Annotated in this window: 28 protein-coding genes and 1 pseudogene; 10 read left to right on the top strand and 19 right to left on the bottom strand. The window is 69.7% G+C overall.

Annotation, left to right across the window (positions count from 1 at the left end; genetic code table 11):
* Both Q2100_RS10600 and Q2100_RS10595 read left to right on the top strand, forming a co-directional pair.
* The coding region (locus Q2100_RS10600; protein WP_302914017.1) for a hypothetical protein at window positions 1–498 on the top strand (498 nt) is incomplete at its 5' end.
* The gene (locus Q2100_RS10595) at window positions 495–1,187 is read left to right on the top strand and encodes an HAD family hydrolase (RefSeq protein ID WP_302914016.1); all 693 of its coding nucleotides are present in this window, start codon (window positions 495–497) and stop codon (window positions 1,185–1,187) included. The genes Q2100_RS10600 and Q2100_RS10595, both read left to right, overlap by 4 nt.
* On the opposite strand, the pseudogene Q2100_RS10590 reads toward Q2100_RS10595, so the two are convergent.
* Both Q2100_RS10590 and Q2100_RS10585 read right to left on the bottom strand, forming a co-directional pair.
* A pseudogene (locus Q2100_RS10590) lies at window positions 1,184–2,274 on the bottom strand (Rv2629 family ribosome hibernation factor); the annotation flags it as partial. The gene Q2100_RS10595 and the pseudogene Q2100_RS10590 overlap by 4 nt on opposite strands.
* 58 nt (window positions 2,275–2,332) lie before the next feature.
* Window positions 2,333–2,977: a TetR/AcrR family transcriptional regulator gene (locus tag Q2100_RS10585; RefSeq protein ID WP_302914015.1), complete on the bottom strand. Its 645-nt coding sequence runs from the start codon at window positions 2,975–2,977 to the stop codon at window positions 2,333–2,335.
* Between the two features lie 56 nt (window positions 2,978–3,033).
* On the opposite strand from Q2100_RS10585, the gene Q2100_RS10580 reads away from it, so the two are divergent.
* Entirely contained in the window at window positions 3,034–4,431 is a 1,398-nt protein-coding gene (locus Q2100_RS10580; RefSeq protein WP_302914014.1) for an FAD-dependent oxidoreductase, read from the top strand.
* Here the strand turns inward: Q2100_RS10580 and Q2100_RS10575 are convergent.
* Genes Q2100_RS10575 through Q2100_RS10560 form a run of 4 tightly spaced genes read right to left on the bottom strand, consistent with a single transcriptional unit; the run spans window position 4,329 to window position 8,136 of the window.
* Window positions 4,329–5,627, bottom strand: a complete 1,299-nt coding sequence (locus tag Q2100_RS10575) for a cytochrome P450 (RefSeq protein WP_407667608.1) — start codon at window positions 5,625–5,627, stop codon at window positions 4,329–4,331. The two genes, Q2100_RS10580 and Q2100_RS10575, sit on opposite strands and share 103 nt — an antisense overlap.
* Window positions 5,628–5,664: 37 nt before the next feature.
* The gene (locus Q2100_RS10570) at window positions 5,665–6,108 is read right to left on the bottom strand and encodes a hypothetical protein (protein WP_302914013.1); all 444 of its coding nucleotides are present in this window, start codon (window positions 6,106–6,108) and stop codon (window positions 5,665–5,667) included.
* Between the two features lie 43 nt (window positions 6,109–6,151).
* Window positions 6,152–7,618, bottom strand: coding sequence for an ArnT family glycosyltransferase (locus Q2100_RS10565; protein WP_302914012.1), 1,467 nt, complete (start codon window positions 7,616–7,618; stop codon window positions 6,152–6,154).
* A 56-nt stretch (window positions 7,619–7,674) separates the two neighbouring features.
* Window positions 7,675–8,136, bottom strand: a complete 462-nt coding sequence (locus tag Q2100_RS10560; RefSeq protein ID WP_302914011.1) for an SRPBCC family protein — start codon at window positions 8,134–8,136, stop codon at window positions 7,675–7,677.
* 87 nt (window positions 8,137–8,223) lie between these two features.
* Between Q2100_RS10560 and Q2100_RS10555 the strand changes: the two genes are divergently transcribed.
* Entirely contained in the window at window positions 8,224–9,102 is an 879-nt protein-coding gene (locus Q2100_RS10555; RefSeq protein ID WP_302914020.1) for a TIGR03854 family LLM class F420-dependent oxidoreductase, read from the top strand.
* A 6-nt stretch (window positions 9,103–9,108) separates the two neighbouring features.
* Here Q2100_RS10555 and Q2100_RS10550 read toward each other — a convergent pair whose 3' ends face one another.
* Both Q2100_RS10550 and Q2100_RS10545 read right to left on the bottom strand, forming a co-directional pair.
* Complete coding sequence (locus Q2100_RS10550; protein WP_302914010.1) at window positions 9,109–9,603, bottom strand: DUF6653 family protein; 495 nt, start codon at window positions 9,601–9,603, stop codon at window positions 9,109–9,111.
* 7 nt (window positions 9,604–9,610) lie between these two features.
* Window positions 9,611–10,447: an SDR family oxidoreductase gene (locus Q2100_RS10545; protein WP_302914009.1), complete on the bottom strand. Its 837-nt coding sequence runs from the start codon at window positions 10,445–10,447 to the stop codon at window positions 9,611–9,613.
* Between the two features lie 107 nt (window positions 10,448–10,554).
* Between Q2100_RS10545 and Q2100_RS10540 the strand changes: the two genes are divergently transcribed.
* Window positions 10,555–10,842: a putative quinol monooxygenase gene (locus Q2100_RS10540; RefSeq protein WP_302914008.1), complete on the top strand. Its 288-nt coding sequence runs from the start codon at window positions 10,555–10,557 to the stop codon at window positions 10,840–10,842.
* Between the two features lie 25 nt (window positions 10,843–10,867).
* Here Q2100_RS10540 and Q2100_RS10535 read toward each other — a convergent pair whose 3' ends face one another.
* Window positions 10,868–11,452 carry a chorismate mutase gene (locus Q2100_RS10535; protein WP_302914019.1) on the bottom strand — a complete coding sequence of 195 codons (585 nt, stop codon included), beginning with the start codon at window positions 11,450–11,452 and terminating at the stop codon, window positions 10,868–10,870.
* Window positions 11,453–11,457: 5 nt separating this feature from the next.
* Window positions 11,458–11,661 carry an Rv3202a family protein gene (locus tag Q2100_RS10530; RefSeq protein ID WP_264011895.1) on the bottom strand — a complete coding sequence of 68 codons (204 nt, stop codon included), beginning with the start codon at window positions 11,659–11,661 and terminating at the stop codon, window positions 11,458–11,460.
* Between the two features lie 183 nt (window positions 11,662–11,844).
* Here Q2100_RS10530 and Q2100_RS10525 point away from each other — a divergent pair, with 183 nt between their 5' ends.
* On the top strand, window positions 11,845–12,729 hold the full coding sequence (locus Q2100_RS10525) for a cyclopropane mycolic acid synthase family methyltransferase (RefSeq protein ID WP_302914007.1): 885 nt from the start codon (window positions 11,845–11,847) through the stop codon (window positions 12,727–12,729).
* On the opposite strand, the gene Q2100_RS10520 is transcribed toward Q2100_RS10525, so the two are convergent.
* The 3 genes from Q2100_RS10520 to Q2100_RS10510 form a co-directional block, all read right to left on the bottom strand.
* Window positions 12,726–13,220 (bottom strand): GNAT family N-acetyltransferase, encoded by a 495-nt coding sequence (locus Q2100_RS10520; RefSeq protein ID WP_302914006.1) that lies wholly within the window; start codon window positions 13,218–13,220, stop codon window positions 12,726–12,728. The two genes, Q2100_RS10525 and Q2100_RS10520, sit on opposite strands and share 4 nt — an antisense overlap.
* Before the next feature lie 7 nt (window positions 13,221–13,227).
* Window positions 13,228–14,217 (bottom strand): agmatinase, encoded by a 990-nt coding sequence (speB, locus tag Q2100_RS10515; RefSeq protein WP_264011919.1) that lies wholly within the window; start codon window positions 14,215–14,217, stop codon window positions 13,228–13,230.
* A gap of 66 nt (window positions 14,218–14,283) precedes the next feature.
* Complete coding sequence (locus Q2100_RS10510) at window positions 14,284–14,733, bottom strand: acyl-CoA thioesterase (RefSeq protein WP_302914005.1); 450 nt, start codon at window positions 14,731–14,733, stop codon at window positions 14,284–14,286.
* Between the two features lie 81 nt (window positions 14,734–14,814).
* Here Q2100_RS10510 and Q2100_RS10505 point away from each other — a divergent pair, with 81 nt between their 5' ends.
* Complete coding sequence (locus tag Q2100_RS10505) at window positions 14,815–15,765, top strand: threonine ammonia-lyase (RefSeq protein WP_302914004.1); 951 nt, start codon at window positions 14,815–14,817, stop codon at window positions 15,763–15,765.
* A 3-nt stretch (window positions 15,766–15,768) separates the two neighbouring features.
* Here the strand turns inward: Q2100_RS10505 and Q2100_RS10500 are convergent, their stop codons facing one another.
* Window positions 15,769–17,235 (bottom strand): peptide MFS transporter, encoded by a 1,467-nt coding sequence (locus Q2100_RS10500; protein ID WP_264011905.1) that lies wholly within the window; start codon window positions 17,233–17,235, stop codon window positions 15,769–15,771.
* A 128-nt stretch (window positions 17,236–17,363) separates the two neighbouring features.
* Between Q2100_RS10500 and Q2100_RS10495 the strand changes: the two genes are divergently transcribed.
* Complete coding sequence (locus Q2100_RS10495) at window positions 17,364–17,948, top strand: Pr6Pr family membrane protein (protein ID WP_302914018.1); 585 nt, start codon at window positions 17,364–17,366, stop codon at window positions 17,946–17,948.
* A gap of 126 nt (window positions 17,949–18,074) precedes the next feature.
* Entirely contained in the window at window positions 18,075–18,827 is a 753-nt protein-coding gene (locus tag Q2100_RS10490; protein WP_276008427.1) for a L,D-transpeptidase, read from the top strand.
* A gap of 9 nt (window positions 18,828–18,836) precedes the next feature.
* Here Q2100_RS10490 and Q2100_RS10485 read toward each other — a convergent pair whose 3' ends face one another.
* The 4 genes from Q2100_RS10485 to Q2100_RS10470 all read right to left on the bottom strand — a co-directional run bounded on the left by Q2100_RS10485 (window position 18,837) and on the right by Q2100_RS10470 (window position 21,542).
* Window positions 18,837–19,508, bottom strand: a complete 672-nt coding sequence (locus Q2100_RS10485) for a sterol desaturase family protein (protein ID WP_302914003.1) — start codon at window positions 19,506–19,508, stop codon at window positions 18,837–18,839.
* Window positions 19,505–20,227, bottom strand: coding sequence for a FadR/GntR family transcriptional regulator (locus Q2100_RS10480; protein ID WP_302914002.1), 723 nt, complete (start codon window positions 20,225–20,227; stop codon window positions 19,505–19,507). The genes Q2100_RS10485 and Q2100_RS10480 overlap by 4 nt, the downstream gene beginning before the upstream one ends.
* 49 nt (window positions 20,228–20,276) lie before the next feature.
* Window positions 20,277–20,693, bottom strand: a complete 417-nt coding sequence (locus tag Q2100_RS10475; RefSeq protein ID WP_264011909.1) for a lipoprotein LpqH — start codon at window positions 20,691–20,693, stop codon at window positions 20,277–20,279.
* A 72-nt stretch (window positions 20,694–20,765) separates the two neighbouring features.
* Complete coding sequence (locus Q2100_RS10470; protein ID WP_302914001.1) at window positions 20,766–21,542, bottom strand: helix-turn-helix domain-containing protein; 777 nt, start codon at window positions 21,540–21,542, stop codon at window positions 20,766–20,768.
* 111 nt (window positions 21,543–21,653) lie between these two features.
* On the opposite strand from Q2100_RS10470, the gene Q2100_RS10465 reads away from it, so the two are divergent.
* Window positions 21,654–22,004 (top strand): hypothetical protein, encoded by a 351-nt coding sequence (locus Q2100_RS10465; RefSeq protein WP_302914000.1) that lies wholly within the window; start codon window positions 21,654–21,656, stop codon window positions 22,002–22,004.
* Here the strand turns inward: Q2100_RS10465 and Q2100_RS10460 are convergent.
* Window positions 21,974–23,236, bottom strand: coding sequence for a cytochrome P450 (locus tag Q2100_RS10460; RefSeq protein ID WP_302913999.1), 1,263 nt, complete (start codon window positions 23,234–23,236; stop codon window positions 21,974–21,976). The genes Q2100_RS10465 and Q2100_RS10460 overlap by 31 nt on opposite strands.
* Between the last annotated feature and the right edge of the window lie 357 nt (window positions 23,237–23,593).

The raw sequence follows: 23,593 nt of genomic DNA, 5'->3' as shown, positions 1-23,593 counted from the left end.
TGGATCGTCGTCGCCGTCGTGGTCGCCGTGGCGGTCATCGCGCTGCTCGCGGTCCTGGCCCGCAAGCAAAGTCACAAACGCCGGCACCTGCAGGCGGAACAGATTCGCGAGGAAGTCGCGGAGAAGAGCCAGCGCGTGGAGAAGCGCGCCATCGTCGCCGACGAGGCCGAGGCGAAGGCCCGTGCGGCCGCCGCCGAAGCCGAGGCCAAGGCCGCGGAAGCCGCCCGTCTGCGCGACGTCGCCTCGTCGCACCGGGATGCCGTGACGACGTCACGCGAGGAGCTCGACGCCCGCCGCGAACACGCCGACGCGCTCGACCCGCATACGCCCAAAGCCGAGGACATGCAGCCCGACGCCCCTGCCGGCGAGAAGCAGCCGGACACCTGGAACCAGGCGGATCCGACGACCGCGGGCCCGCACCATGACGGGCCCACGCACGGGGACCGGTTCGCGCAGCCCGACCAGGGCCGCGCTCCCGCGGAACACCGTCCCCGGTGACGGCGGGAGACAACGCGCCGGCGGTGCTCTTCGACATCGACGGCACGCTGATCGATTCCAACTACCTGCACGTGCACGCGTGGATTCGGGCCTTCACCGAAGCCGGGGTGGAGGTGGAGGCGTGGCGGATCCACCGGTGCATCGGCATGGACGGGTCGACGCTGCTCGAGTCCCTGGCCGGTGATGAGGACGACGACACCCGCAAGCGCGCGAAGGAATTGCATTCCAAGTACTACAAGGAGACCACCGGGCTGCTGCGGATGCTGCCCGGCACCCGCGATCTGCTCGACCGGGTGGAAGCCCTCGGCCTGCAGGTCGTCCTGGCGACGTCAGCGCCGGAGGACGAACTGGAGATCCTGCGCGACGTCCTCGACAGCGAGGACGTGGTGTCCGCGGTGACGTCCTCGGAGGACGTCGAGACCGCGAAGCCCAAGCCCGACATCGTGGCGGTGGCGCTCGAGAAAGCAGGCGTCGACGCCGACCGTGCGGTGTTCGTCGGCGACTCGGTGTGGGACATCGTGGCGTGCGAACGGGCAGGGGTGACCGCAATCGGCCTGCTCAGTGGTGGGGTTTCCAGGGAGGAACTCGAGAACTCAGGTGCCAGTGCCGTTTTCGAGAATCCGGCCGACCTGCTCGCGCAGATCGGCCGGAGCCCGATCGCTGCCCTGACGGATCAGGGCAGCGGGTAGCGCAGTACCGCGGCGATTCCGTCGTCCGGTGTGATCCGTTCGTCGGTGCGGATCAGCGCCGCTCCGGTGCTGATCGCCGCCATCGGGAGTGCCTCGTCCGCGCGCAGCGTCTGGGTCGGCGCGGTGCCCAGTTCGGACAACACGTTCTCGTTCGGTGCGACGGTGAGCAGTTCCTCTCCGGCGAAGACGGTGGCGTCGCCGATATCGCCGATGATCAAGGTCTCTACCGCACCCGCCCGCAGCGCCGCGCACACCGCCGCAAGTCCTTCGACGGCCAGGCCGGACTGCTGTCCGATGGCCTGTGAGAACTGCTGCGCCGCATGATCGATGACCTCGACGCGGCGCTTGAGGAACTCCTGGTCGATGGCCCGGTGCAGCTCGGCGTCGTCGAATCCGCTGTGCCGGGCGCCGATCTCGAGTTCGACGATCCGGTCGGCGACCCGCTGCTCGAGGGTCGGCGTGAGATCGGAGCGGGACTGCACCTCACCGACCACGAAGACCACCTCTGGGGACAGCTCGTCGACGAGAGTGGCCAGCCGCTCGGCCACCGCCCGCAGGTTCTTGCGCCCGGCCTCCATGCTCCGTCGCTGCGGGTCCCCGTACCCGGGCGTCTCGGCGCCGGACGCCTTGTGGATCGGGTAGCCACCGCCGTCGACGGAGTCCGACTGCACCTTCCGGTCGCGGTGCACGGCGATGTCGGCGCCTGCGTGGTCGACCGCGACGATGACGTAGGTCGGGTGCAGCGCTCCGTGCTCCACCACGGGCACCACGTAGGGCAGCGTCGACACCCTCACCGCCGGCGTCTCGACCGGGCGGATCAGGTGCTCGTTCAGCAGCACCCCGTCGGCGCTGGCCACCAGACCCCTGCCGCTGCGGCCCACGGCGGGCGGCGTGTCGAGGATGGCGCGCTGCAGCACATCGACCACGTCGGGCGACGCGCCCTGCTGTTCGAGATCACCGTGGATCGCGCGCCACTTCAGCTCCCGCTGCGCGCGGCTGCGTCCTCGGTGTCGTGCGAGTCGTCGTAGTAGACCGACGCGAACGGGCCCTTCGACTCTGTCAGTGTGCGAAAACTCTCGGCGTGCATGGTCCTCCGTCCTGTTTCGTTCGGATCTGGGGTGCCCGCGACACCGTGCGGCAAACCGTCACCTGTCGAGCAGTGCAGCCACCAGACTGTCGGCCAGCCAACTCTCGAACCGGTCGGGCGCCCAGCCGCGAAGCCGTACCAGCCGGTCGAACAGGGCGGGGTCGATCGCCAGCCACACGACGTCGACCGCTTCGTCGGGTTCCAGGCGTCCCGTCAGCGCGCCGAGCGTCCGCAGCCGTCCGACGATGGTCCGTGCCTCCTGCAGGCGATGTGCGCGGCCCTCGTCGACGAGTGTCCGCGCCTCCTGGTCGACTCCTGCCGCGCCGTCGAGCACCAGGCTCAGCGCGGCCACCCGGCCGTTGATCTGTGCGCTCGCCCGTGCGCAGCCGCGCAGCAGCGCAACCGGATCGGCCTGGTTCAACACGTCGCGCAGACCGGCGCGGTCGGCGACGGCCACCGGCAGGTCGTCCCCGGCGACCGCCCACTCGATCGCCGTCCTGAGCAGGTCGAGCTTGCCTCCGACCGCGGTGAACACGGTCTTGCGGCTGACCCCGGCCGCCGCGGCGACGGCGTCGACGGTGGTGGCCCCGTAGCCACGCTCGACGAAGAGGCGATCGGCGGCGGCGATCACGGCGCGGCGGGTGTCGCGAGCCTGGGCAGCGCGGACCTCCGAGCGATAGCCGCGCTTGACAGCACCGCCCATTTCAGGTGACTCTCTGTGTATTCATTACACCGAACGCTACCTCAATAGGAGGCGCCATGCACATCCTCGTGATCGGGGCCGGGCCCACCGGTCTGTTCACCGCCCTGGCGCTGGCCCGGAGGGGCCATGAGGTCACAGTCGTCGACCGTGACCCCGGGCCGCCGGCCTCGGGACCGTGGCGCCGCCGCGGAGTGATGCAGTTCGACCACGCACACACCTTCCGGCCCCAGGTCGTCGAGGCGCTCTCGGCCGAATCACCGGACGTGCTCACCACCCTCCTGGCGGCCGGCGCCTCGGTGCCCGTGGACGCCGACGACCGTCCGGCCGCACTGCGATGCCGACGCTCGACCTTCGAGCGGGCACTGCGCCGCCACGCCGTCGCCGACAGGGCGGTGACGGTGCGCACCGGGCACGTCGACACCGTGTGGCGTCCCGCGGGCCGCGCCGCCGGGGCCGTCGTGGACGGTCGCCCGGTGCCCGCCGACGTGGTGATCGACGCGTCGGGTCGGACGAGTCGCGTCACCGAAGGCATCCGGCCTCCCGCCGAGGGGGAGGACTGCGGCGCCGTCTACGTCACCCGGCAGTACCGGCTGCGCGACGGGGCCCGGCCCGGGCCGACGAACTCGCCGATCGGGCTGTCGCTGAGCTTCCCGACCCATTTCGCCATCGCCTTCGTCCACGACGACCGCACGTTCTCGGTGACCGTCACCCACGACGGTGGCGACCGGCGGCTGCGGCTGCTCCGCCACGACGCCGTGTTCGAACGCGCGGTGCGCGCGATACCTCGACTCGCGGAGTGGATCGAGGACGAACGTGCACAACCCATTTCACCGGCACTGGCGGGCGGCCGGCTGTACAACGCCTATCGCGGCCAGCTCGACGAGGCCGGCCGTCCGGTACTGCCCGGCCTCGTCTCGGTGGGTGACGCGGTGTGCACCACCACGCCGCTGGCCGGGCGCGGCGTCGCCCTGGCGATGCTGCAGGTTCGGCGCCTGGTCGCCGCGATCGACCGGCACGGTGATGACTTCGATTCCGCCACAGTTGACTTCGATGACTGGTGCACGAAGCACATCAGGCCGTGGTTCGAGGACCACCGGCACTGCGACGCCGCCCGGGTGCGCCGCTGGAGGAGCGGCGACGTCGATCTGGGTAGCCCGCTGCCGTCGGATCTGATCGTCGCCGCCGCCGACGCCGACAGGCGGCTGCGCGACGTGGTCGCGCCGTATCAGTCGATGCGCTCGCTGCCCGCGACGCTGATGCCGGTGGAGCCGCGCGCCAGGGAGATCTTCGCCGCAGGCTGGCGCCCCGACGTGCCGGACGGGCCGACGCGCACCGAACTCGCCGAACTCTGTCAGCGCGTGGGCGTCCAGGACACCGGTAACCGCTTGATGCCGTGGATGAACGCCGAGTGCAAGCGGTCCGGTTCGGCGATGGCGGTGAGGTCGGGGACCTGACGGTGCAGCTCCTCGAACGCGACGGTGATCTCACGGCGCGCGAGATTGGCGCCAAGACAGAAGTGGGCGCCGCCACCGCCGAAGCCAACGTGCGGGTTGGGATGGCGGCGCACGTCGAACAGGAACGGGTCGGCGAACTTCGACTCGTCGCGGTTGGCAGAGCCGTACCAGAGCGTGACCTTGTCTCCGGCGGCCATGCGCACACCGCGCATCTCCACGTCCTGGGTGAGTGTCCGCCGCATGTAGGCCACCGGCGACGCCCACCGCACCACCTCCTCGACCGCCGTCGGCGCCACCGATTCGTAGTCGTCCCACCAGATCCGGCGCTGTTCGGGATACCGGCTCAGCGCCAGGACGCCGTGACTGATGGCGTTGCGGGTGGTCTCGTTGCCCGCGACGACCAACAGGATGAAGAACGACGCGATCTCGCTCGACGTCAGCCGCTCGCCGTCGACCTCGGCCTGCACCAGGCTGGTGGTCAGGTCGTCTCCGGGGTGGCCGCGCCGGTCGTCGGCCAGTGCGGTGGCGTAGGCGCCGATGTCCATCGCCACGCGGACGAACTCGTCGAAGTCGTTGGTGATGTCGGGGTCACCGAACCCGAGAATCACGTTGGTCCACTGGAAGACCCGCTGGTGATCGGTCTCCGGGATGCCCATCATGTCGCAGATGATCTGCAGCGGGAGGGGACCGGCGAACTCGGTGACCAGATCGGCTTCGCCGTCGGGATGGGCCGTGACCATCTCTTCGACCAGCCGGCGCGCACGGTCGCGCACCGCGTCCTCGATCAGGGTGAGCACCCGCGGGGTGAACGCGCTGCGCACGATGTTGCGCAGCCGGGTGTGCCGCGGGTCGTCCATCGCGATCATCGAACCGAAGTACTCGGCCAGTTCCGGCGACTGGTCGCCGACGGTGATGCCGCCGGCAGAACTGAAGATCTCGGGGTGGCGGCTCGCGTGGAACACGTCGTCGTGGCGGGTGAACGCCCAGTGGCCGGCGATCGGGTCGGCGTTCTGCAGGATGAAGGAGGGATGGAACGAGATCGGTGCTTCGCGGCGCAGCGTCGCGAACGCGCCGTCGCGGATGTCGTCGTCGTAGGCCCAGAAATCCCATGACCCCAGATCGACGTCGGCGAGCGGGATGTCCGGTGGCGCCGCCCCATTGACCCGTTCCGGTACCTGCGCTTCACCCAGTTTCACGTCGCCCGCCGCTCGATGATGGAGTCCCGCACCGAGCCTAGTCCTGCGGGCGGCCCTCGTGACCGGATCTGCCGCGGGTGCGCCGGTCCTCCTTCATCCTTGCCTCGAAGACGTGCCGCATGCCCTGCTGCAGTTCGTCGCGGACCCGGCGCTCGTGCTCACGCAGCACCGACCAGTAGTTGTCGTCGAAGTCCTCGACGATCTGGAACGTCCACCTGCCGTAGAGCACGTTGCGGCCCACCATCTCGGTGCCCAGCCGGTCGGCCACCTCGTCGTGGCCGGCGTCGCGCAGCTTGTCGCACGCCTCCCCGAGCAGCAGGTCCGCGCGCCCCATCAACTGGTGGAACTCGTAGAGATGTCCGCGGGCCCGTTCGACCCATTCCAGCGCTTCCGAAACCGCCCCGACCGCGTCGATGGTTTCGTCGCTGACCCCGGAGGGCCTGCGGTCGATGTCTGCGGGGGTGTCGTCCTGCTCGCTCACAGGGTCACAGGTACCCGTGGGCACGTCCGCTAATCCGCTTGCTTCACGACACCGTGAGGCTGCGCAGCTCCGGCCAGATCGTGTGCCACGGCCGGCGCAGGCCGGTCAGCAGGTGCACGCGCATGTCGTCACCGACGGTGCCGACGACGCGGGACGCGTGGAAGTACGGCCGCAGTTCGCGGTCGTCGGGGCCGACGTAGAGCACGGTGTCGAAGGTGTCGGAGGGCGGGGCGAAATAGCCGTAGCTGCGGTTGGTGCTGTGCGCCAGGGGCAGGCCGAACCGTGCCGAATAGCCGTCCAGGTACGCCGCGATGATGTAGCTGGCGCCGAACAATGCTGTGCGGTCCCGCTGTTCGGTCGGAAGGGCGTCGTAGGCGTCAGCGGTGTCTGCGGCGATCCGCTCGCCGACGTCCGAGCGGGTCATCGCGCATGACACCACCAGCATGGTGACGGCGACGGCCGTGGTCAGCGAGTAGCCGGCCCACCTGGGCCACCGCCGGGTCCGGGCGGGGTGACTCTCCCGGACCCGCTGCAGGCCCAGCGCGCCGGCCGCCGCGAGGGGAGCGTAGAGCCCGCACAGGTAGTACGGCCGGCCCTGGGCCACGACGAAGACGACGAACAGCACGGCGAACGTCACCCCGATGAACCGGTAGGGCCGCAACTCGCGGGCACGAAGCAGCCGCCACAGGCCGAACAGCACCAGCACGGCACCCGCCAGTCCGGCGAAGGCGACGATCTGTATCGCGATTCCCGGGCGTCCGCCGTAGAGCGCGTCGGCCTCACCGGCGACCACGGCGGTCATCTCGAGCTGCGGCCACCCGTGGGCGTGCTGCCACAGCAGCGTCGGCGCGGCCAGCCCCGCGGCCACGACGACCCCCACCCACAGCAGCGGCCTGCGCAGCAGCTCGCGTGGGCCGAACACCGCTACAGCGGTCAACAGCACCGCGACCAGGAGCAGCACCTGGAACTTCGTCAGCGCCGCCGCCCCGATCACCACCCCGAGGAGCAGCAACAGCCGGTCGTCTCGCACCCGCACCCAACGCATCGACAACCACAGGATCAGCGACCACTGGGCCGGTTCGAGCGTGTACGGGGTGAGCCAGTGCCCGGCCAGGCTCGGCCACACCGCCGTCGCCTGCGCCACCGCCGTCAGGACCTGTGCGCGCCGATCGCCGCCGAGCTCCCGGGCGATCAGGCCGGCGATCACCACCGCCGTCGCCGTCGCCAGGATCGCCGGCAGCCGCAGCGCGACCACCGAACCGGGCGCCACCGCGTCCATCGCCGCGGCCAGCGCCGTCGTCAGCGGCGGCTGGTCCACCGAACCCCAGTCCAGATGGTGGCGGCCGATCGCCAGCATGTAGACCTCGTCGAACCAGTAGGCCGGCCCGGCGACTGCGGCGACGGCGTGCAGGACAGCGGTGAGTGCTGCCACCGGCAGGACGAGGGCTGCGGCGAACGGTGCCACAGCGACGTGGCGGGCGGCGGTGCCGGTGTTCGTCGCGGTCGCCATCGCCACCACGTTACGACTCACGGCCACCGGTGAATTCGCACCGCTCCCGGCTCCGGCTAGCCCACCGGCTCTTCGACGACGGCCTTGATCCGCTCCAGCGTCTTGCGCATGTCCCGCTTGTTGCGTCGCGTGCGGAGCTGTCCGCCGAAGATGCCGAACACCGTCGCCAGCAGTCCCTCGGTCATCCGGAACGACTCGGTGACGTCGGTGCCGCCGTCGACCGGGTCGAACCGGTAGTGCCAGTTGTTGACCGGCCGGTCGCCGATGAGCACCTCGAAACCGAACTCGCGGCCCGGTTCACACGCGGTGACGCGGCAGACGGTCCAGTACACCGGGCCGATCTCGTTGCGCTTGACGTGCCCGCGGAAGCGCGCCCCCAGGGCCGGGCCGGTGGCCCCGTCCAGCCACTCTGCCTCCATCACCTCGGGGGAGAACCGGCCGGTGTTGCGGACGTCGGCCACCAGTTCCCAGATCCGGTCGGCAGGTGCGGACATCGTCACGGTCACGGCAGCGTGCATGACTTCCCTCCAGTCGCTTCGTCATCGGTTCTGAGGTCAGCGTGCCAGACGACCCAGTGCCGTCTCCGTAGCATCGTCGAGGTGGCTGTGAAGATCCGCTTCGGCGTCGGGCTTGGTGCCGACACGGGCCCCGACCGGCTCGCCGGCGTCGTCGACCACCTCGAGGCCGTCGGGATCGACTCCCTGTGGTTCTCCGAACTCGTCTACACCCCTGCCGTCGACCCGTTCGTCGGGATGGCCTACGCGTTGGGGCGCACCAAACGGCTCAAGGTCGGCACGTCGGTGGCCATCCTTCCCGGCCGCCACCCGGTGCTCGTCGCCAAGCAGTTGGCGTCGCTGGCGGCTGTGGCGCCGAAGCGGGTGCTGCCGGTGTTCGGCCTCACGTCGGCCATCCCCGCCGAGCGTGACCTGTTCGTCGTGCCCGAGGGCAAGCGGGCCGAGGTGTTCGACGAGGCGCTGCGGCTGCTGCGCGCCGCGCTCGAAGGAGACGGCGCCTTCCACGGCGAGCACTACGAGGTGCGCGCACTCGCGGTGGCGCCCCGACCGGACCCGCCGCTCGACATCTGGCTGGGCGGCTCGGCCCCGGCGGCCTTCCGGCGCATCGGCCGGCTCGCCGACGGCTGGCTGGGCAGCTTCGTGACCGCATCCGAGGCGCGCGGGGCCCGCGAACAGATCGAGCGGGCCGCTGCCGAGGCCGGCCGTGAGGTCGAATCCGACCACTTCGGCATCAGCCTGGCGGTGTGCGACGGCGCTATCCCCGACGACGTGGCCGCGGTGGTCCGCAGGCGCAGGCCCGACGTCGATCCCGCCGAGCTCATCGCCGCGGACTGGCCGCAGCTGCACCGCCAGCTCGACGACTATGTGGCGGCCGGGCTGAGCAAGTTCGTGATCCGGCCCACGGGCGGCGGTGACCTCACGTCGTTCCTCGACCGGTTCGCCGCCGAGCTGCTGCCCCGGCAGAACTGAACGACGTCATCGGCCGGCGTCGGCGTCCGCCATGTCGTCGCACAGCAGCGCCATCCGGTCCATGAACCACAGCTTTCCGGCGGTCTGGACGGCGACACCGAAGGCCGTCAGCCAAGGGTCGTACACCACCAGCCCCCACACCAGGAACGGCACCCCGGCGGCGCTGAGCGCACCGAGCACCAGCGGCGCCGTCCGGTGCCTGCGCGGCACCGGCCTGACTTTCCGCTCGCCCCAGTATGTTTCGCCGAGTACCGCCCGCGACGCCCAGCTGTCGAACGTCCGTGGCGCCGGGAACACCCGCGGGTTGACCGCCGTCCACACCACCACGGCGGCGACGGGGACGAGCGCCCACCAGCCGAGCCACACCCGGCTCCACACCGCGAGCGCGAGCGCCACGGTGATCGGGATCCTGGTGTAGACGCTCCACGGGTTGGCGTGTCTGCGCCACGAGTCCGGCCCGCGCAGCCCGAAGACCGCGGACAGCCGCGCCTGCAGGGTCACCCGACGCTCAGCGTTCGGTGATCGTGGGGAGTTCCTTGACGATCCGGCCGCGCACCCACTCCGGGCTGAGGCCCTTCAGGCGGTCGATCCAGCGGATGCTGTCGGGCACGTACCAGTGCAACCGCCGCGGATGCCGGTAGGCCGCCCATGCCGCGTCGGCAACGCTGGACGCCGGCATGAGCCGGAACAGGCCCTTCTTCGGTGCCGCAGCCGTGATGTCCGTCGATGTCGAAGTCCGGCCGTGTGCGGAGTGGTTGGGGGTCTCGGTGAGGATCGCTGTGTCGATGAGCCCGGGCAGCACGTCGGCGACCCGGACACCGTGGCGCTGCCACTCGACGCTGAGGGCTTCGGTCAGGCCCTTGACCGCGTGCTTGGTCGCCGAGTAGACGGCGATCTGCGGCATGCCGTAGGTGGCCGACGACGAGGACGTCGAGAACATCAGGCTGCCCGGTCGTCTCCGCAGATACGGCAGTGCGCCGTAGGCACCGGTGAGGACGGCCTTGAAGTTGACGTCGACCACCCGCATGGCGGCGTCGTAGGGCACGTCCTCGAACCACCCCGACTCGCCGATCCCGGCGTTGTTCCACATCATGTCGAGCCCACCGTCGGTGTTGCCGCCGCAGAACTCGGCGAGCGCCGCGTCCAGGGATGACCGGTCGGTGACGTCCACCCGGGCGGTCCAGAGCCGGTCATCGCCCAGGTCGTCGCGCAGTGAGGCCAGGCCGGCCTCGTTGCGGTCCACCGCGGCGACCCGCCACCCTCTCCTGTGGAAGAGCTTCGCGCCTTCCCGGCCCATACCGCTGCCGGCGCCGGTGATGAATATCGACTTCTCCGCTGCCGGCATCCGCCCGCTCCTCGCCGTGTCGACCTCGTTGTCGGAGATCATCCTGGCACCGATGAGTAGGCCGCGGCGGCGTGGTCAGCACATGCAAGGACAACACAGGAGGACCCATGGTCATCGTGGCAGGACACCTGGCGGTGCAGCCCGCGCAGCGCGACGCCTACCTGGCCGGTTGCGTCGACGTGGTCCGCCAGGCGCGCGGCGCGCCTGGCTGCCTGGATTTCGTCATCTCGGCGGACCTGGTCGACGAGGGCCGGGTGAACGTCTACGAACGCTGGGAGTCGCAGGGCGCGGTCGAGGCGTTCCGCGGCAGCGGCCCGAGCGACGAGCAGGGCGCTGCGATCCTGTCCGCGTCGGTGGCCGAGTACGACGTCGCGGGCAGCCGCTCGTTGAGCTGAGCGGCCCTTCAGGCGGTCCGCGCGCTCAGCGGTCGCAGTAGGACCGGGTGGCGGCGTCGAGGGCCTGCCGGTACATCGCGTCGAGCCCGCGGGCGTCGCCGACTCCGGTCCTGGCCTCGCCGAGCCGGGCGGCGCAGTCCGGGGAGCGCAGCAGCGTCCAGTGCGTGGCCAGTTCGGCGACCATCGTGCGGTTGAATCCGTCGATCGTGGCGCGCGATGCCGCCAGATCGGGACTGTGCGCGGGCGCGGCGACCGGGTCGAGCTTCCACTGGGCGAAGCGGCTGTATTCGATCGCCTCGGTGGCGTCGATCTGGTCGGTGAAGATGCGGCGGACCCGCTCGGCGTCGATGCCCCGGGCGGCGGCGTCGGCGGCGACCTGGTCGAGCACCTGCTGCGCGCGGGCGGGGTCGGTGATCGGCCCACCGGTGTGCCACTTGTTCGCGGCCACCGGCTCGGCGACCGCCAGCCGCTGCGCCGCGGTGTCGACCAGGGCGGTCAGCGGCGACGTGGGATCCGCCGATGCCCCGGCGACGGGCCACAGTCCGCAGACCGCAGTCAGGGCGGTGACCGCGCAGAGGGCCGACCGGACGGCGCGACCTGCGCCTGGGATGCCGGTCAGCGGTCGAAGTCCGGTTCGTCGTCGGTGAGGGGGACCGCGATGGCCTGATCCAGCAGATCGGCCTCGCTGCCGTCGTGGTCCCGCGAGATCGCGGTCCGCGCGGCTGACAGGTCCGGATCGTCCTCGCTCACCTCGACCGGGATCAGCTGCTCAGCGACGTCGGCTTCGGCGGCGTCGCGGTCGAATGCGGGATCGGTCATGATCAGTTCCCCCTTCACCTTGCGAACGGTCTGCTCTGACGTGACTCCACGATAGTGTGACGACTCACCGATGCAGGTCGGCGCGGGTGCTGTGCGTAGACTGCGCTGTCAACGGGGGCGGCTCTCGAGACAAGTGGGGCGCCGGACAACATCACGAAGACCACAACGTTCAGAGGTTGGACCTTGCCAGAAACACCGAGTGAGACTCAGGACCTGAAGCCGCACTTCGAGGACGTCCAGCACCATTACGACCTGTCCGACGAGTTCTACCGGCTGTTCCTCGATCCGACCCAGACCTACAGCTGCGCCTACTTCGAGCGCGACGACATGACGCTGGAAGAGGCGCAGCTCGCGAAGATCGACCTCTCGCTGGGCAAGCTCGGGCTGGAGCCCGGCATGACGCTGCTCGACGTCGGGTGCGGCTGGGGCACCACCATCAAGCGCGCCGTCGAGCGCTACGACGTGAACGTCGTCGGGCTGACGCTGAGCAAGAACCAGCAGGCACACGTGCAGAAGGTGCTCGACGGCCTCGACACTCCCAGGAACCGGCGCGTGCTGCTGCAGGGCTGGGAGCAGTTCCACGAGCCGGTGGACCGGATCGTCTCCATCGGCGCGTTCGAGCACTTCGGCCGCGACCGCTACGACGAGTTCTTCAAGATGGCCTACGAGGCGCTGCCCGCCGACGGTGTGATGATGCTGCACACCATCGTCAAGCCGAGCAACGAGGAATTCGCCGAGCGCGGGTTGCCGATCACGATGAACAAGCTGCGGTTCTTCAAGTTCATCATGGACGAGATCTTCCCGGGTGGGGACCTGCCGCAGGTCAGCGCCGTCGAGGAGCGGGCCCGCAAGGCCGGCTTCGAGGTCAAGCTGGTGCAGCCGCTGCGGCTGCACTACGCCCGCACACTGGACATCTGGTCGGCCGCACTCGAGTCCCGCAAGGACGAGGCGATCGCCATCCAGTCCGAAGAGGTCTACGAGCGGTACATGAAGTACCTCACCGGGTGCGCCGACCTGTTCCGCGAGGGCTACACCGACGTCTGCCAGTTCACGCTGACCAAGGGCTAGTCGAGACTGCGCTGCAGCAGCAGGGTGTCGAGCCATCGGCCGTGCTTGTAGCCCACCGCCGTCAACCTGCCGGCTTCGACGAAGCCCCGCTTCCGGTGCAGTGCAACCGAAGCCGCCGCATCGGCGTCGACGATGACGGCGATCACCTGGCGGACACCCGCGTCGGCACATCCGGCCAGGAGGTGGTCGAGCAGTAGGCCCCCGGCGCCGCGGCCTGTCGCCTCCGGCGCGAGATAGACCGAGTCCTCGACGGTGCGCCGGTAGGCCGGACGCGGTTTCCACGGGGCGCAGTAGGCGTAGCCGATGACCTCGCCGGACACCGTGGCCACCAGGAAGGGCAAGCCGGCGGAGCGCACCGCCTCCAGGCGACGGCGCCATTCCGCACTGTCGGGTGGTTCCAACTCGAACGTCGCGACGCCGTTGCGGACGTGGTGGGCGTAGATCCCGGCGACGACGGCGAGGTCGGATTCGACCGCCGGACGCACGGTCACCACCGGCTCACCTCGACGGCGGGCCCGGCGTGGCGCCGGCGGCGTCACGACGGCGGGCCGCCATTCCGGCGAGTGCCTCGAAGACCACCCGGTGGGCCGCGTTGACGGTGAGTTCGGCATGGTCGTAGGCGGGCGCGACCTCGACCACGTCGACACCCACCACATCGTGCTCGCGGCAGAGCTGCCGCACCATCCGCAGCAGGTCGGCACTGGTGATGCCGCCCGGTTCAGGAGTCCCGGTGCCGGGCGCGTGTGCCGGGTCCAGGACGTCGATGTCGACCGACACGTACAGCTTGTCGGCCTTGGCCAGTGCCTCGCCGACCGCCGTGCGCATGACGTCCTTGAATCCCCGGTCCCAGATCTCCTGCATGGTGTGCCACGTCATGCCCTGCTCGAGCATCCACTCGAAGGTGTCCTGCGGCGGCCAGTAGCCGCGCAGGCCCACCTGGACGAAGTGCGTGCCCGGCACCGCGCCGGACTCGATCAGGCGGCGCATCGGCGTGCCGTGACTCGCGAGGTTGCCCTCGATGTCGTCGGCGGTGTCGGCGTGGGCGTCGAAGTGCACGATGCCGACGTTGCCGTAGCCGTGCACGTCGGCCACCGCGGTGGCCGCCGGCCAGGTGATCGAATGGTCGCCACCGAGCACCACCGGTACGATCCCGCGCGACGCGACGGCGTGCACCCGTTCCCGAATGTTGTTGTGCGACACCTCGGTCTGGCCGTGCGGGCAGTACGCGTCCCCGAAGTCCACCACCTCGAGCCAGTCGAAGATCTCCAGCCCGAGATCCAGATGGTAGGTGCCGGGTTCGTAGGCGGTGGCGCGGATGGCGCGTGGGCCGAACCGGGCGCCGGGCCGGTTGGTGGTGCCGATGTCGAAGGGCGCCCCGACGATGGCCACGTCAGGTCGCCACGCCTCGAGTTGACCGGTCTCGGTGAGCACCGGCCGCTGACCGAAGGACACCATGCCCGAGTAGGCGAGTTCGAGTTGTTCGACCATCCCCGGCGGCAACTCGCGCCGTGGCCCGTCAACCGAACCGGCATCACCCATTCGACGACGGTACCGCTACGACGGCGCGCCTGCGCCCGATCCCGTCAGCGCGACGCGCAGTTCGTCGGGGACCGGCCGCTTGGCCCAATCCTCTTTCGCCACCACGACATAGACCGTGCGGCCCTGCACGGCGGGCTGCTCGGCCAGACCCGGGCGGCTGTGCAACACCGTGAACGCGAGCGTGAAACTCGTCGTCCCGATGCGATCGCAGCGCACCGCGACCCGGACGTGGTCGCGCCACCGGACCGGCGCGAGGTAGTCGATCTCGCTGTGCACGACCTGCAGGTCGTGACCCGTCCCGAACAACGCGGAGTCCGTCGCGTCGAGGTGGTCGAGGAAGCCGGTACAGGCTTCGTCGAACCAGGTGAGGTAGTGACCGTTGAACACCACGCCCTGCTGGTCCACCTCCGCGTAGCGCGGGACGATCGGCAACGAGAAGCCCGGTGGCGAAGGATCGGTCGACACGCGCTCACCCTAACCGCGTGGTCCGACAGGCTTCACCTCCCGCCGCAGCGCCTGACCCGGGTCACAGGGCACACTGAGCGGGTGCAACTGGTCACCATCGACGACATCCGCGCCGCGGCCGACCGGATCCGTGACGCCGTCCTGCGTACCCCGCTGGTGCCAGCCGGCTGGGCCGGCGACCCGGACCGCCCACTGTGGCTCAAACCCGAGAGCCTGCAGGCCGTAGGGGCGTTCAAGGTTCGCGGCGCCTTCCACGCCATCGGCCGCCTCGACCCCGACGTGCGGGCCCGCGGTGTGGTGGCCTACTCGAGCGGCAACCACGCGCAGGCGGTCGCGTTCGCCGCGGCCCGATTCGGATGCCCGGCGCACATCGTCATGCCGGAGGAGACACCGGCGGTGAAGGTCGAGGCGACCCGCGGCCACGGTGCCGAGGTGGTGCTGTGCGGGCCGGGACGGCGCGAAGCGGTCGCCGCCGAGCTGGTCGAGCGCACCGGCGGCGTGCTGGTGCCGCCGTTCGACCACCCGGACATCATCGCCGGCCAGGGCACCATCGGGCTGGAGATCGCCGAGGACCTGCCCGACGTCGACAACGTGCTCGTCCCGGTCAGCGGCGGCGGACTGGCGTCGGGCATCGGCACGGCGATCAAGGCACTCTGCCCGCACGCCAAGGTGTTCGGCGTGGAACCGGAACTGGCCGCCGACACGGCCGAGGCGATGCGACTCGGCCACCGTGTCGACTGGCCCATCGAGCGACGCAACCGCACGATCGCCGACGGGTTGCGCTCTCAGCCCTCTGAACTCACCTTCGCCCACCTGCAGCAGGTGCTCGACGACGTGTTCACCGTCACCGAGGACGAGATCACCGACGCCGTGCGGGAACTGACGTTCCGGGCGCACCTGGTGGCCGAGCCGAGCGGAGCGGTGGGTCTGGCCGCGTATCGCCGCCGGGTGACACCGCCAGGCCGGACGGTCGTGGTCGTGTCGGGCGGCAACATCGAACCGTCTGCGCTGCAACGGATCCTGGCCGGCTGACCGCTAGTGCACACCTTCCATCAGCCGGCTGATCGGTCCTGACACCGCGAAGACGACGGCCCCGACCGCGATCGCCACGACGCCCAGGATCCCGAAGTACGCGAATTCGCGTGCCGGATCGTAGTATCCCGCGAGCACGCCGGACATCGATGTGCCGAGCCCGACGGAGAAGAAGTACAGCGCCATCATCTGCGCCCGGAACGCCTCAGGCGCAAGCTTTGTGGTGACCGACAGGCCGATCGGCGAGAGCAGCAACTCTGACACCGCGAACACGGCGAGGACTCCGGCCACGAACAGCGCCGGGACCGTCCGGCCCGTGGTGCCTGCCATCGGCAGGAAACACAGGAACGCCAGGCCCATCCCCATCACGCCGTAGGCGAACTTGCGCGGGGTGGTCGGCGCACGGGTACCCAACCGGGTCCACATCACCGCGAACACCGGTGAGAGCAGGATGATCCACACCGGTTCGATGGAGCCGATCCAACTCGACGGTGCGGTCCACCCGAAGATCGACCAGTTCATGCGTTCGTCGGAGTACACCGCGAGCACGGTGAAGATCTGCTGGAACAGCGACCAGAACACCGCATTGGCGATGAACAGCGGAATGAAGGCCCGGACCCGGGTCTTCTCGATGGGCTCGACCTTCTTACTGGTCAGCATCACCACGAAGTACAGGATGGATGCCGCCACGATCACCACCGTGGTGACCTGGGACAGATTCGCCAGTGTCACCAGTCCGGTGCCGAGGGCGACCGCGACGACGGCCGCCGCCGCGACGAACAATCCGACGAAAACGCCGATCTTACTGCGTGGCAATGGGTTCGGAACGTCACGTCCGTGCGTGCCCAGGTTGCGGCGGAAGACGACGTACTGGATCAACCCGAGGGCCATCCCGATCGCCGCGGCCCCGAACCCGTAGTGGAAACCGAGGCTGTTCTGCAGGAGGCCGGTGATGAGCGGGCCGATGAACGCGCCGAGGTTGATGCCCAGATAAAAGAGGGTGAACCCGCCGTCGGCGCGCGGATCGCCCTTCGCGTACAGCGTGCCGAGCAGCGACGAGGCGTTGGCCTTGAGCGCACCCGACCCGAGTGCGACCAGGACCAGACCGGTCCCGACCCCGGCGAGACCGGGCAGCAGCGCCAGCGCGATGTGCCCCAGCATCACCACCACGCCGCCGTAGAACACGGTGCGCTCCATGCCCAGCAGCCGGTCGGCGACCCAGCCGCCGAGCACGGTGGACAGATACACCAGCCCGCCGTAGGCCCCGACGATGCCGGTCGCGGTGGCCTGCGGCAGCCCCAGCCCGCCCTTGGTCACCTCGTAGTACAGGTAGTAGCCCAGGATGGTGACCATCCCGTAGTAGGAGAACCGCTCCCACAGTTCCACCCCGAACAGGTTGGCCAGTCCGACGGGATGCCCGAAAAGCGTCCGTCCGGCGGGTCGCTCCTGTGCCTCGTCCACCGCTGTCATGCCGACACCCTGCCACGGCCTCTGCCGGCGGGCGCGGTAATCGAGGCCGTCATCCGGACACCGCGGGGGCACGCCGGGCTGCCGCTAACCTGGCTGGGGTGAGGGACACCGAAACACGGGGCGCGCAGATGCTGCGGCTGGCCCTGCGGGTGGTCATCGTGGCGGCGGTGGTGGCCGCGGTGGTCATCGTGGAACTGTCGTCGCGCTCGGGTGTGCTGTGGCGGCTGATCACGTTCACCTACCAGGCCAATCTGCTGGCCGCCGCCTTCTACCTGTGCACCCTGGTGTCCCCGCGTGCCGACGCGCGCGCCGGGTTGCGCGGCGCCGTCGTGGTGTACGTGGTGGTCGCCGGGCTGGTCTGGAACCTCGTGCTGACCGACCACAGCATGGGCTACACGCCGGCGAACTTCCTGTTGCACGTGGCGGTGCCGGTACTGGTTGTCGCCGAATGGCTGCTGGCACGCCGGTCCGGCATCCGGTGGTGGCAGCCGCTGCTGTGGCTGGGCTATCCCGCGGTCTACGTGGTGGTCGCCCTCGCGGTGCTCAACCACGCCGGCAGGCGCGCGCCCTACTACTTCCTGGATCCGCAGAGCGTGGGACTGCCCACCGTGGCCGCCAACATCGCGCTGCTCGCCGCCGTTTTCCTGGGCCTCGGGTACGGCGTGATGGCGCTCGGACGCACGTCGGCGCCGCCACGGTTGCGGTCCGGGTGAAACGATTCGCCTGCGCCGTCCGATGAAGAAGACGTGGATGAATCTGACGTCGGCGGCGTGGGCGTGTACCCACGTGCGGGCCAGCGCTTCTCGGCCGGTGCGACCGTGACGAACTACACTGGGGGCATGACGGTGCGCAGAGCGGTCCGACGATTCGCAGTGATTGCCGGCATCGCGGTCACCGCCCTGGCGGGATCGGTGTCCGTCGGTTCGGCGGCGGTCGACACCTCGCTGCGGGTGGCGAAGGTGGAACCCGCTGCCGGCGCCGTCGTCGGCGTGGCGCATCCGGTGGTCGTGTCCTTCAGCGCCCCGGTCACCGACCGCCGCGCCGCGGAGCGCGCCATCAGATTCGACTCACCCGGCACACCAGCGGGTGAGTTCGTCTGGCGGAGCAACAGCGTGGTGTCCTGGGAGCCGGAGGGCTTCTGGCCGGCACACTCCACCATCTCGCTCTCCGTCGGTGGTGCGCCGACGAGCTTCGAGACGGCGGCCGAGGTGGTCGCAGTGGCCGACATCAACGCGCACACGTTCACCGTGAGCATGGACGACGAGGTGCTGCGGGAGATGCCTGCGTCGATGGGCAAGTACGGATTCGCAACGCCCGTCGGTTCGTTCACGGCACTGGAGAAGCAGCGCAACGTCACCTTCGACTCACGCACGATCGGCATCCCACTCGACGATCCCGAGGGCTACCTGATCAAGGGTGAGTACGGCGTCCGGGTGACCTGGGGCGGGGTGTACGTGCACTCCGCGCCCTGGTCGGTCGGATCGCAGGGCTACAGCAATGTGAGCCACGGCTGCATCAACCTCAGCCCGGACAACGCGGCATGGTACTTCGACATGGTCCGCGTCGGTGATCCGATCATCGTGCAGTCCTAGCGATTTCGCTCACGACGGAAGCTCGGCGTGCAGGTTCTTGGCTGTCGGTGAGGTCTGCACGCCGGCGGGATCGGGATAGGTCCCGAGCAGGCGGTCTGCGGTGCCCGTGCTGGTGACCGTGAACCAGTAGTGCTCGTTCTTGAAGTGGTGCTGGCGGTGGTTGCGCCAGATCGCCCGGTAGACGGCCGTTCTCGGCTTGTAATCGCTGTGGATCAGGTAGTGGCACCACTCGTAGCAGATGCCCAGCACCGCCAGGCAGACCAGGAACGTCAGGCCCATCGCGAGCCGCGGGAAGGCCAGTAGCGCCACGGCGACGGCGACCGGCAGCACCCACAGCAGCGCAGGCCAGGGGATGAAGATCGCCGGGATGTCGCGTGGATCGACATGGTGCTCACGGTGTTTGCGCGCCAGCAGCGGATCGACGACGAGCCGGCCGACGCGCCTTGGCCGCCAGTGCAGCACGCAGACGTGGATCACCCACTCCAGGAACGGGAAGAGCGCGACCATCACCACCGGCACGACCGCGTCGGTGACCTGCCAGTCGCCGGCCATGACGCGGGCGACGGCGGCGCTCAGCAGCAGCGCCGAGATCATCCAAGGCGAGGGATGTCGGATGAACTCCCGCGCGGCGTCGGACAGGGTGAAGCCCTTGCGCGGGCGGCGGTCGGTGGCGTTGCTCATCGTGTCTCCTCCAAGGCGTCGAGGGCGGTCAGCAGGGCGGTGGAAGCCGGTTCGAGGAGCCGTTGCGCCGCCTCCTCGGCGGCGGCCGGGTCGCGCAGGCGGACGGCATGGGCGACGGCGCGATAGGCGTCGGGACGCCCGACTTCCTCGGCCATCAGGGTGGCGAGCGCGGGCAGTGCCGGTTCGTACGTGGCGCGCAGCGTGTTGTACATCAGCCGGAAGACGATCGAGTCCGCGCCGTCGACCACCAGGTCCCAGAAGCTCAGCGCGTGGCGCTGCCGGTCGACGGAGTCCTGCTCGGCGTCCAACATCCGGACCGCCTCGTCGAGCCGGTCCGGAAGGTCATCGGGCCGGCGCCGGGCGGCCAGTTCGGCCACCTTCGGGCCGTTGTGCAGCCGGGTCTCGATGATGCTGCGCACCACGGCGACGTCGAGATCGCCGCCGTGCAGCAGGAGCCGGGGGAGCAGGTCCAGGCCGGCGTGTCTGCGGTAGTCGCGCACGGTGGTGGTGTCGCCCTGCCGCACTTCGACGAGGCCGGTCGCGGCGAGGCGTTTGAGCGCTTCACGGATGGCGGGACGCGACACACCGAGTACCTCGGCGAGCCGCCGTTCGCTCGGCAGGGCGTCTCCTGGCGCCATCTCGCCGGTGAGCACACCCGACATGATCTGGTCGAACACGTCTTCGGGGACGGATCGGCGGTGGACTGGCTGCAGCGGCATGCTGCCAGCCTGGCATGGCTATTGGCCAGAGGTCAAGTGGTCAGACCAGTTAGCACTTCGTCTCGATGTCGAACGTGGCGGTCGCCTCGTCCGAGTTGCCCTCGAATTCGCCCTGGGCGGTGCCCGTGATCTTGACGCGGCCGTTGTCGACGGTCGCCTTGCCGTCGCCGTTCGTGCCTTCCCAGAACGCGCCGGTGAAACCGTCGAGTCCGCGGATCTCCACCGACTGCGCGGTGATCTTGTCACCGGTCGAGAAAGCGGCACGGAAGCCGGATTCCTTGTCGGGCGTCTCGACGAGCCAGTTCCAGCCCTGCTGAATACACCGGATGGCCGGTGGGGGATTGATGTTCTTGCCGTTGATGCTCACCCGCGCGGTGTGTGTGCCCACCGCCGCAGGCGGCGTCGAGCACGCGCCGACTCCGGCGACCAGTACTGCTCCAGCAACTGCGATGATCCGGCTGTTCACGTCGTCACCTTATCCACGTCGTCCCGTTCGCACGGGCGCTTTCCCGGCACAGCCGCCGTACAAACCCTTCGGTCAGCGCAAAGCGGCGGCCGTCTGCTCGTCGGCGGGCAGGAACGCCTCGATGCTCAGTTCGGCGGCGGTGAGGTCCAGGGCCGTGCCGAAGGTGGTGACCAGGCTCAGAAAAGTCAGCGGCACGCCCTTCGGCGTGGTCAGCTCGAACGGCACCGCGACGCCGCCGAGATCGGTTGCGTGCGCCGAATCCGCGCCGTAGGAACCGATTTCGGTGAGGAGCGCGGCCAGGCCGGCGGAGCCGCCTGCGGCCACCTCCCGGCGCAGCCGCGACACCAGGTGGTGCCGCCATTGACCCAGGTTGCGGATCCTGGGCGCCAGCCCGTCGGGATGCAGGGCGATCCGCAGTGCGTTCGGTTCGGCGAGCAGGTGCGGCGCCACCCCGTCGAGCAGCACACCGGCGCCCGCGTTGGCCTGGAGGATGTTCCACCCGCGGTCGACCACCACGCACGGGAAGGGGTCGTAGGCGTCAAGCACCCGGGTGATGCCTGCGCGGACCGCCGACATGTCGGGGTCGTCGAGCGCGCGCTCGGTGTACACCGGCGCCAGGCCGGCCGCGGTCAGCAGCTGGTTCTGCTCGCGGCGCGGGACGTCGAGGGCGTCGGCCAGTCTCAGCACCATCGCCCGGCTGGGCGCCGAACGGCCCGTCTCGACGAAGCTGACGTGCCGTGCCGACACGTCGGCCTGGATGGCCAGATCCAGCTGGCTCAGCCGGCGCCTCTCCCGCCAGCTTCGCAGCAGCGTCCCGAACGGCGGTGTCGAGGTGTGCGCGCTCGTCATCACCACAGTGTCGCCGCAGAACCCGGCGGCCGCGACTACCTCGGAGGTAATTGCCCCGCTTACCCCGACGCGGCACCGTTGACAGTGTCCCCGTCGAGCCGAGGAGCACCGATGCCAGACCTGACGCCCCACACCACCGGCGCCCGCCGGCCCATCCCGCGGTGGCTGCGCTTCGTGCTGGCCTCCGACCGCGCGGGTTCCGCGTGGTACATCGGCGCCGGCTTCTTCTTCGCGCCCGCACTCACAATGGTGTCGCCGTGGCCTGCGGTCACGACGGCGCTGTGGGTGATCATCGGCCTCGCGGGGCTGTGGCTCGGACTGCTCGGCATCGCGATGGCCACCGGCCTGGCGATGGTGCTGCGGTCGAACACCGAGATCCCCGAGGAGTACTGGCGGTCGATCATCGACTACCCGGCGGCCGCGCCCGCTCGTCAGCGGACGCCGGCGTTGCCCCCGGTGTAGTCCACCTGCCAGTGCTTGATGCCGTTGAGCCATCCGGACCGCAGCCGTTCCGGCGGTGAGACCGGCCGGAGGTCGGGCAGGTGGTCGGCGATCGCGTTGAACATCAGGTCGATGGTCATCCTGGCCAGGTTGGCGCCGATGCAGTAGTGCGCGCCCGTGCCACCGAACCCGACGTGCGGATTGGGATCGCGGAAGATGTCGAAGGAGAAGGGGTCGCCGAACACCTCTTCGTCGAAATTCGCCGACCGGTAGGACATCACGACCCGCTGGCCCTTCTGGATCCGGACGCCGGACAGCTCGTAGTCCACCAGGGCGGTGCGCTGGAACGACGTCACGGGCGTCGCCCACCGGACGATCTCGTCCACCGCGGTGGCGGGGCGCTCCTTCTTGTAGCGCTCCCACTGTTCGGGGAACTCGGTGAACGCGATCATGCCGTGGGTGATCGAGTTGCGGGTGGTCTCGTTGCCCGCGACCGCCAGCAGCACCACGAAGAACCCGAACTCGTCATCGGTGAGCTTGTGCCCGTCGACATCGGCCTCGATGAGCTTGGTGACGATGTCCTCGCCGGGTTGTTCGGCGCGCATGGCGGCCAGTTGCATGGCGTACATGATGAGTTCGACCGCGGCGTTGCGGTTGTCGTGGTGGGCGAACTCGGGATCGTCGTCGCTGACCATCTGGTTGGACCAGTCGAACAGCTTCTTGCGGTCGTCCAGCGGTACGCCGAGAAGACCCGCGATGGCCTGCAGCGGGAGCTCGCAGGACACCTGCTCGACGAAGTCGCCCGTGCCTTGCGCGGTGGCGTTCTTGGCGATGTTCTGAGCCCGCTGGGCGAGGTCCTCGCGGAGTCGTTCGACGGCGCGCGGGGTGAAGCCGCGCGAGATGATCTTGCGCAGATGGGTGTGGTGCGGTGCGTCCATGTTCAGCAGCACGAATTTGCCGGTCTCGCGCTGCTCGCCGGTCGACCCCGCCGGATACCGGGGCAGCGCCGTGTTCTCGAGGCTGGAGAACACGTCGCTGCGTTTGGAGATCTCCTTGACGTCCCGGTGTCTGGTCACCACCCAGTAACCGCCGTCGTCGAATCCGCCGATCCCGTCGGGCTGCGCGTTCCACCAGATCGGCGCGGTGCGCCGCAACGCCGCCAGCTCCTGCTCCGGGAGTCGATCGCGGTTGAGGTCGGGATCGGTGAAGTCGAACCCGGGGGGCAGGCCGGGGACGGGAACGCTGATGGTCACGGGCGGCTCCCTCGGAAACGACATCGTCTGCAGGCCGGTAATCCATTGCTACACCACGCATGCGGCGGTCGCCCGTGGTTCCGGGAATCCGGCGGGCACCGCACCGCGGACGGGAGCTCCCGCGGTCCTTCGGAGAACATCGGCCACTTTGGTAACAAAATCACGGGGAAGGAAGACAATGGGATAACACCGGGACGCAAGGAAAGGGCGGTCGGTATGGGTCTCTTCGAGCGTGGGGCAGTGCTCGCCGCGGCCGGTGCGGCGTTCGCCATCCTGATGTCGGCGCCGGCGACGGCCGAACCGGGTCCGCCGGGGCCACCCGGGCCAACGCCGCCGGGTGTCGAGGCACAGGCGGTG

This window comes from Mycolicibacterium arseniciresistens (assembly GCF_030519285.1).
In the GTDB taxonomy this organism is placed as follows: domain Bacteria; phylum Actinomycetota; class Actinomycetes; order Mycobacteriales; family Mycobacteriaceae; genus Mycobacterium; species Mycobacterium arseniciresistens.
Note: the sequence above shows the minus strand (reverse complement) of the source record. Positions and strands in the feature narration are given on the sequence as shown.

Coding starts and splice junctions, on each gene's coding strand:
- Q2100_RS10540 (WP_302914008.1), top strand. CDS start 10,555: ATGGTCATCGTGGCAGGACACCTGGCGGTGCAGCCCGCGCAGCGCGAC.
- Q2100_RS10565 (WP_302914012.1), bottom strand. CDS start 7,618: ATGGCGACCGCGACGAACACCGGCACCGCCGCCCGCCACGTCGCTGTG.
- Q2100_RS10470 (WP_302914001.1), bottom strand. CDS start 21,542: ATGACGAGCGCGCACACCTCGACACCGCCGTTCGGGACGCTGCTGCGA.
- Q2100_RS10485 (WP_302914003.1), bottom strand. CDS start 19,508: ATGAGCAACGCCACCGACCGCCGCCCGCGCAAGGGCTTCACCCTGTCC.
- Q2100_RS10560 (WP_302914011.1), bottom strand. CDS start 8,136: ATGCACGCTGCCGTGACCGTGACGATGTCCGCACCTGCCGACCGGATC.
- speB (WP_264011919.1), bottom strand. CDS start 14,217: ATGGTCGAACAACTCGAACTCGCCTACTCGGGCATGGTGTCCTTCGGT.
- Q2100_RS10545 (WP_302914009.1), bottom strand. CDS start 10,447: ATGCCGGCAGCGGAGAAGTCGATATTCATCACCGGCGCCGGCAGCGGT.
- Q2100_RS10585 (WP_302914015.1), bottom strand. CDS start 2,977: ATGGGCGGTGCTGTCAAGCGCGGCTATCGCTCGGAGGTCCGCGCTGCC.
- Q2100_RS10490 (WP_276008427.1), top strand. CDS start 18,075: ATGACGGTGCGCAGAGCGGTCCGACGATTCGCAGTGATTGCCGGCATC.
- Q2100_RS10580 (WP_302914014.1), top strand. CDS start 3,034: ATGCACATCCTCGTGATCGGGGCCGGGCCCACCGGTCTGTTCACCGCC.
- Q2100_RS10495 (WP_302914018.1), top strand. CDS start 17,364: ATGCTGCGGCTGGCCCTGCGGGTGGTCATCGTGGCGGCGGTGGTGGCC.
- Q2100_RS10465 (WP_302914000.1), top strand. CDS start 21,654: ATGCCAGACCTGACGCCCCACACCACCGGCGCCCGCCGGCCCATCCCG.
- Q2100_RS10480 (WP_302914002.1), bottom strand. CDS start 20,227: ATGCCGCTGCAGCCAGTCCACCGCCGATCCGTCCCCGAAGACGTGTTC.
- Q2100_RS10500 (WP_264011905.1), bottom strand. CDS start 17,235: ATGACAGCGGTGGACGAGGCACAGGAGCGACCCGCCGGACGGACGCTT.
- Q2100_RS10530 (WP_264011895.1), bottom strand. CDS start 11,661: ATGACCGATCCCGCATTCGACCGCGACGCCGCCGAAGCCGACGTCGCT.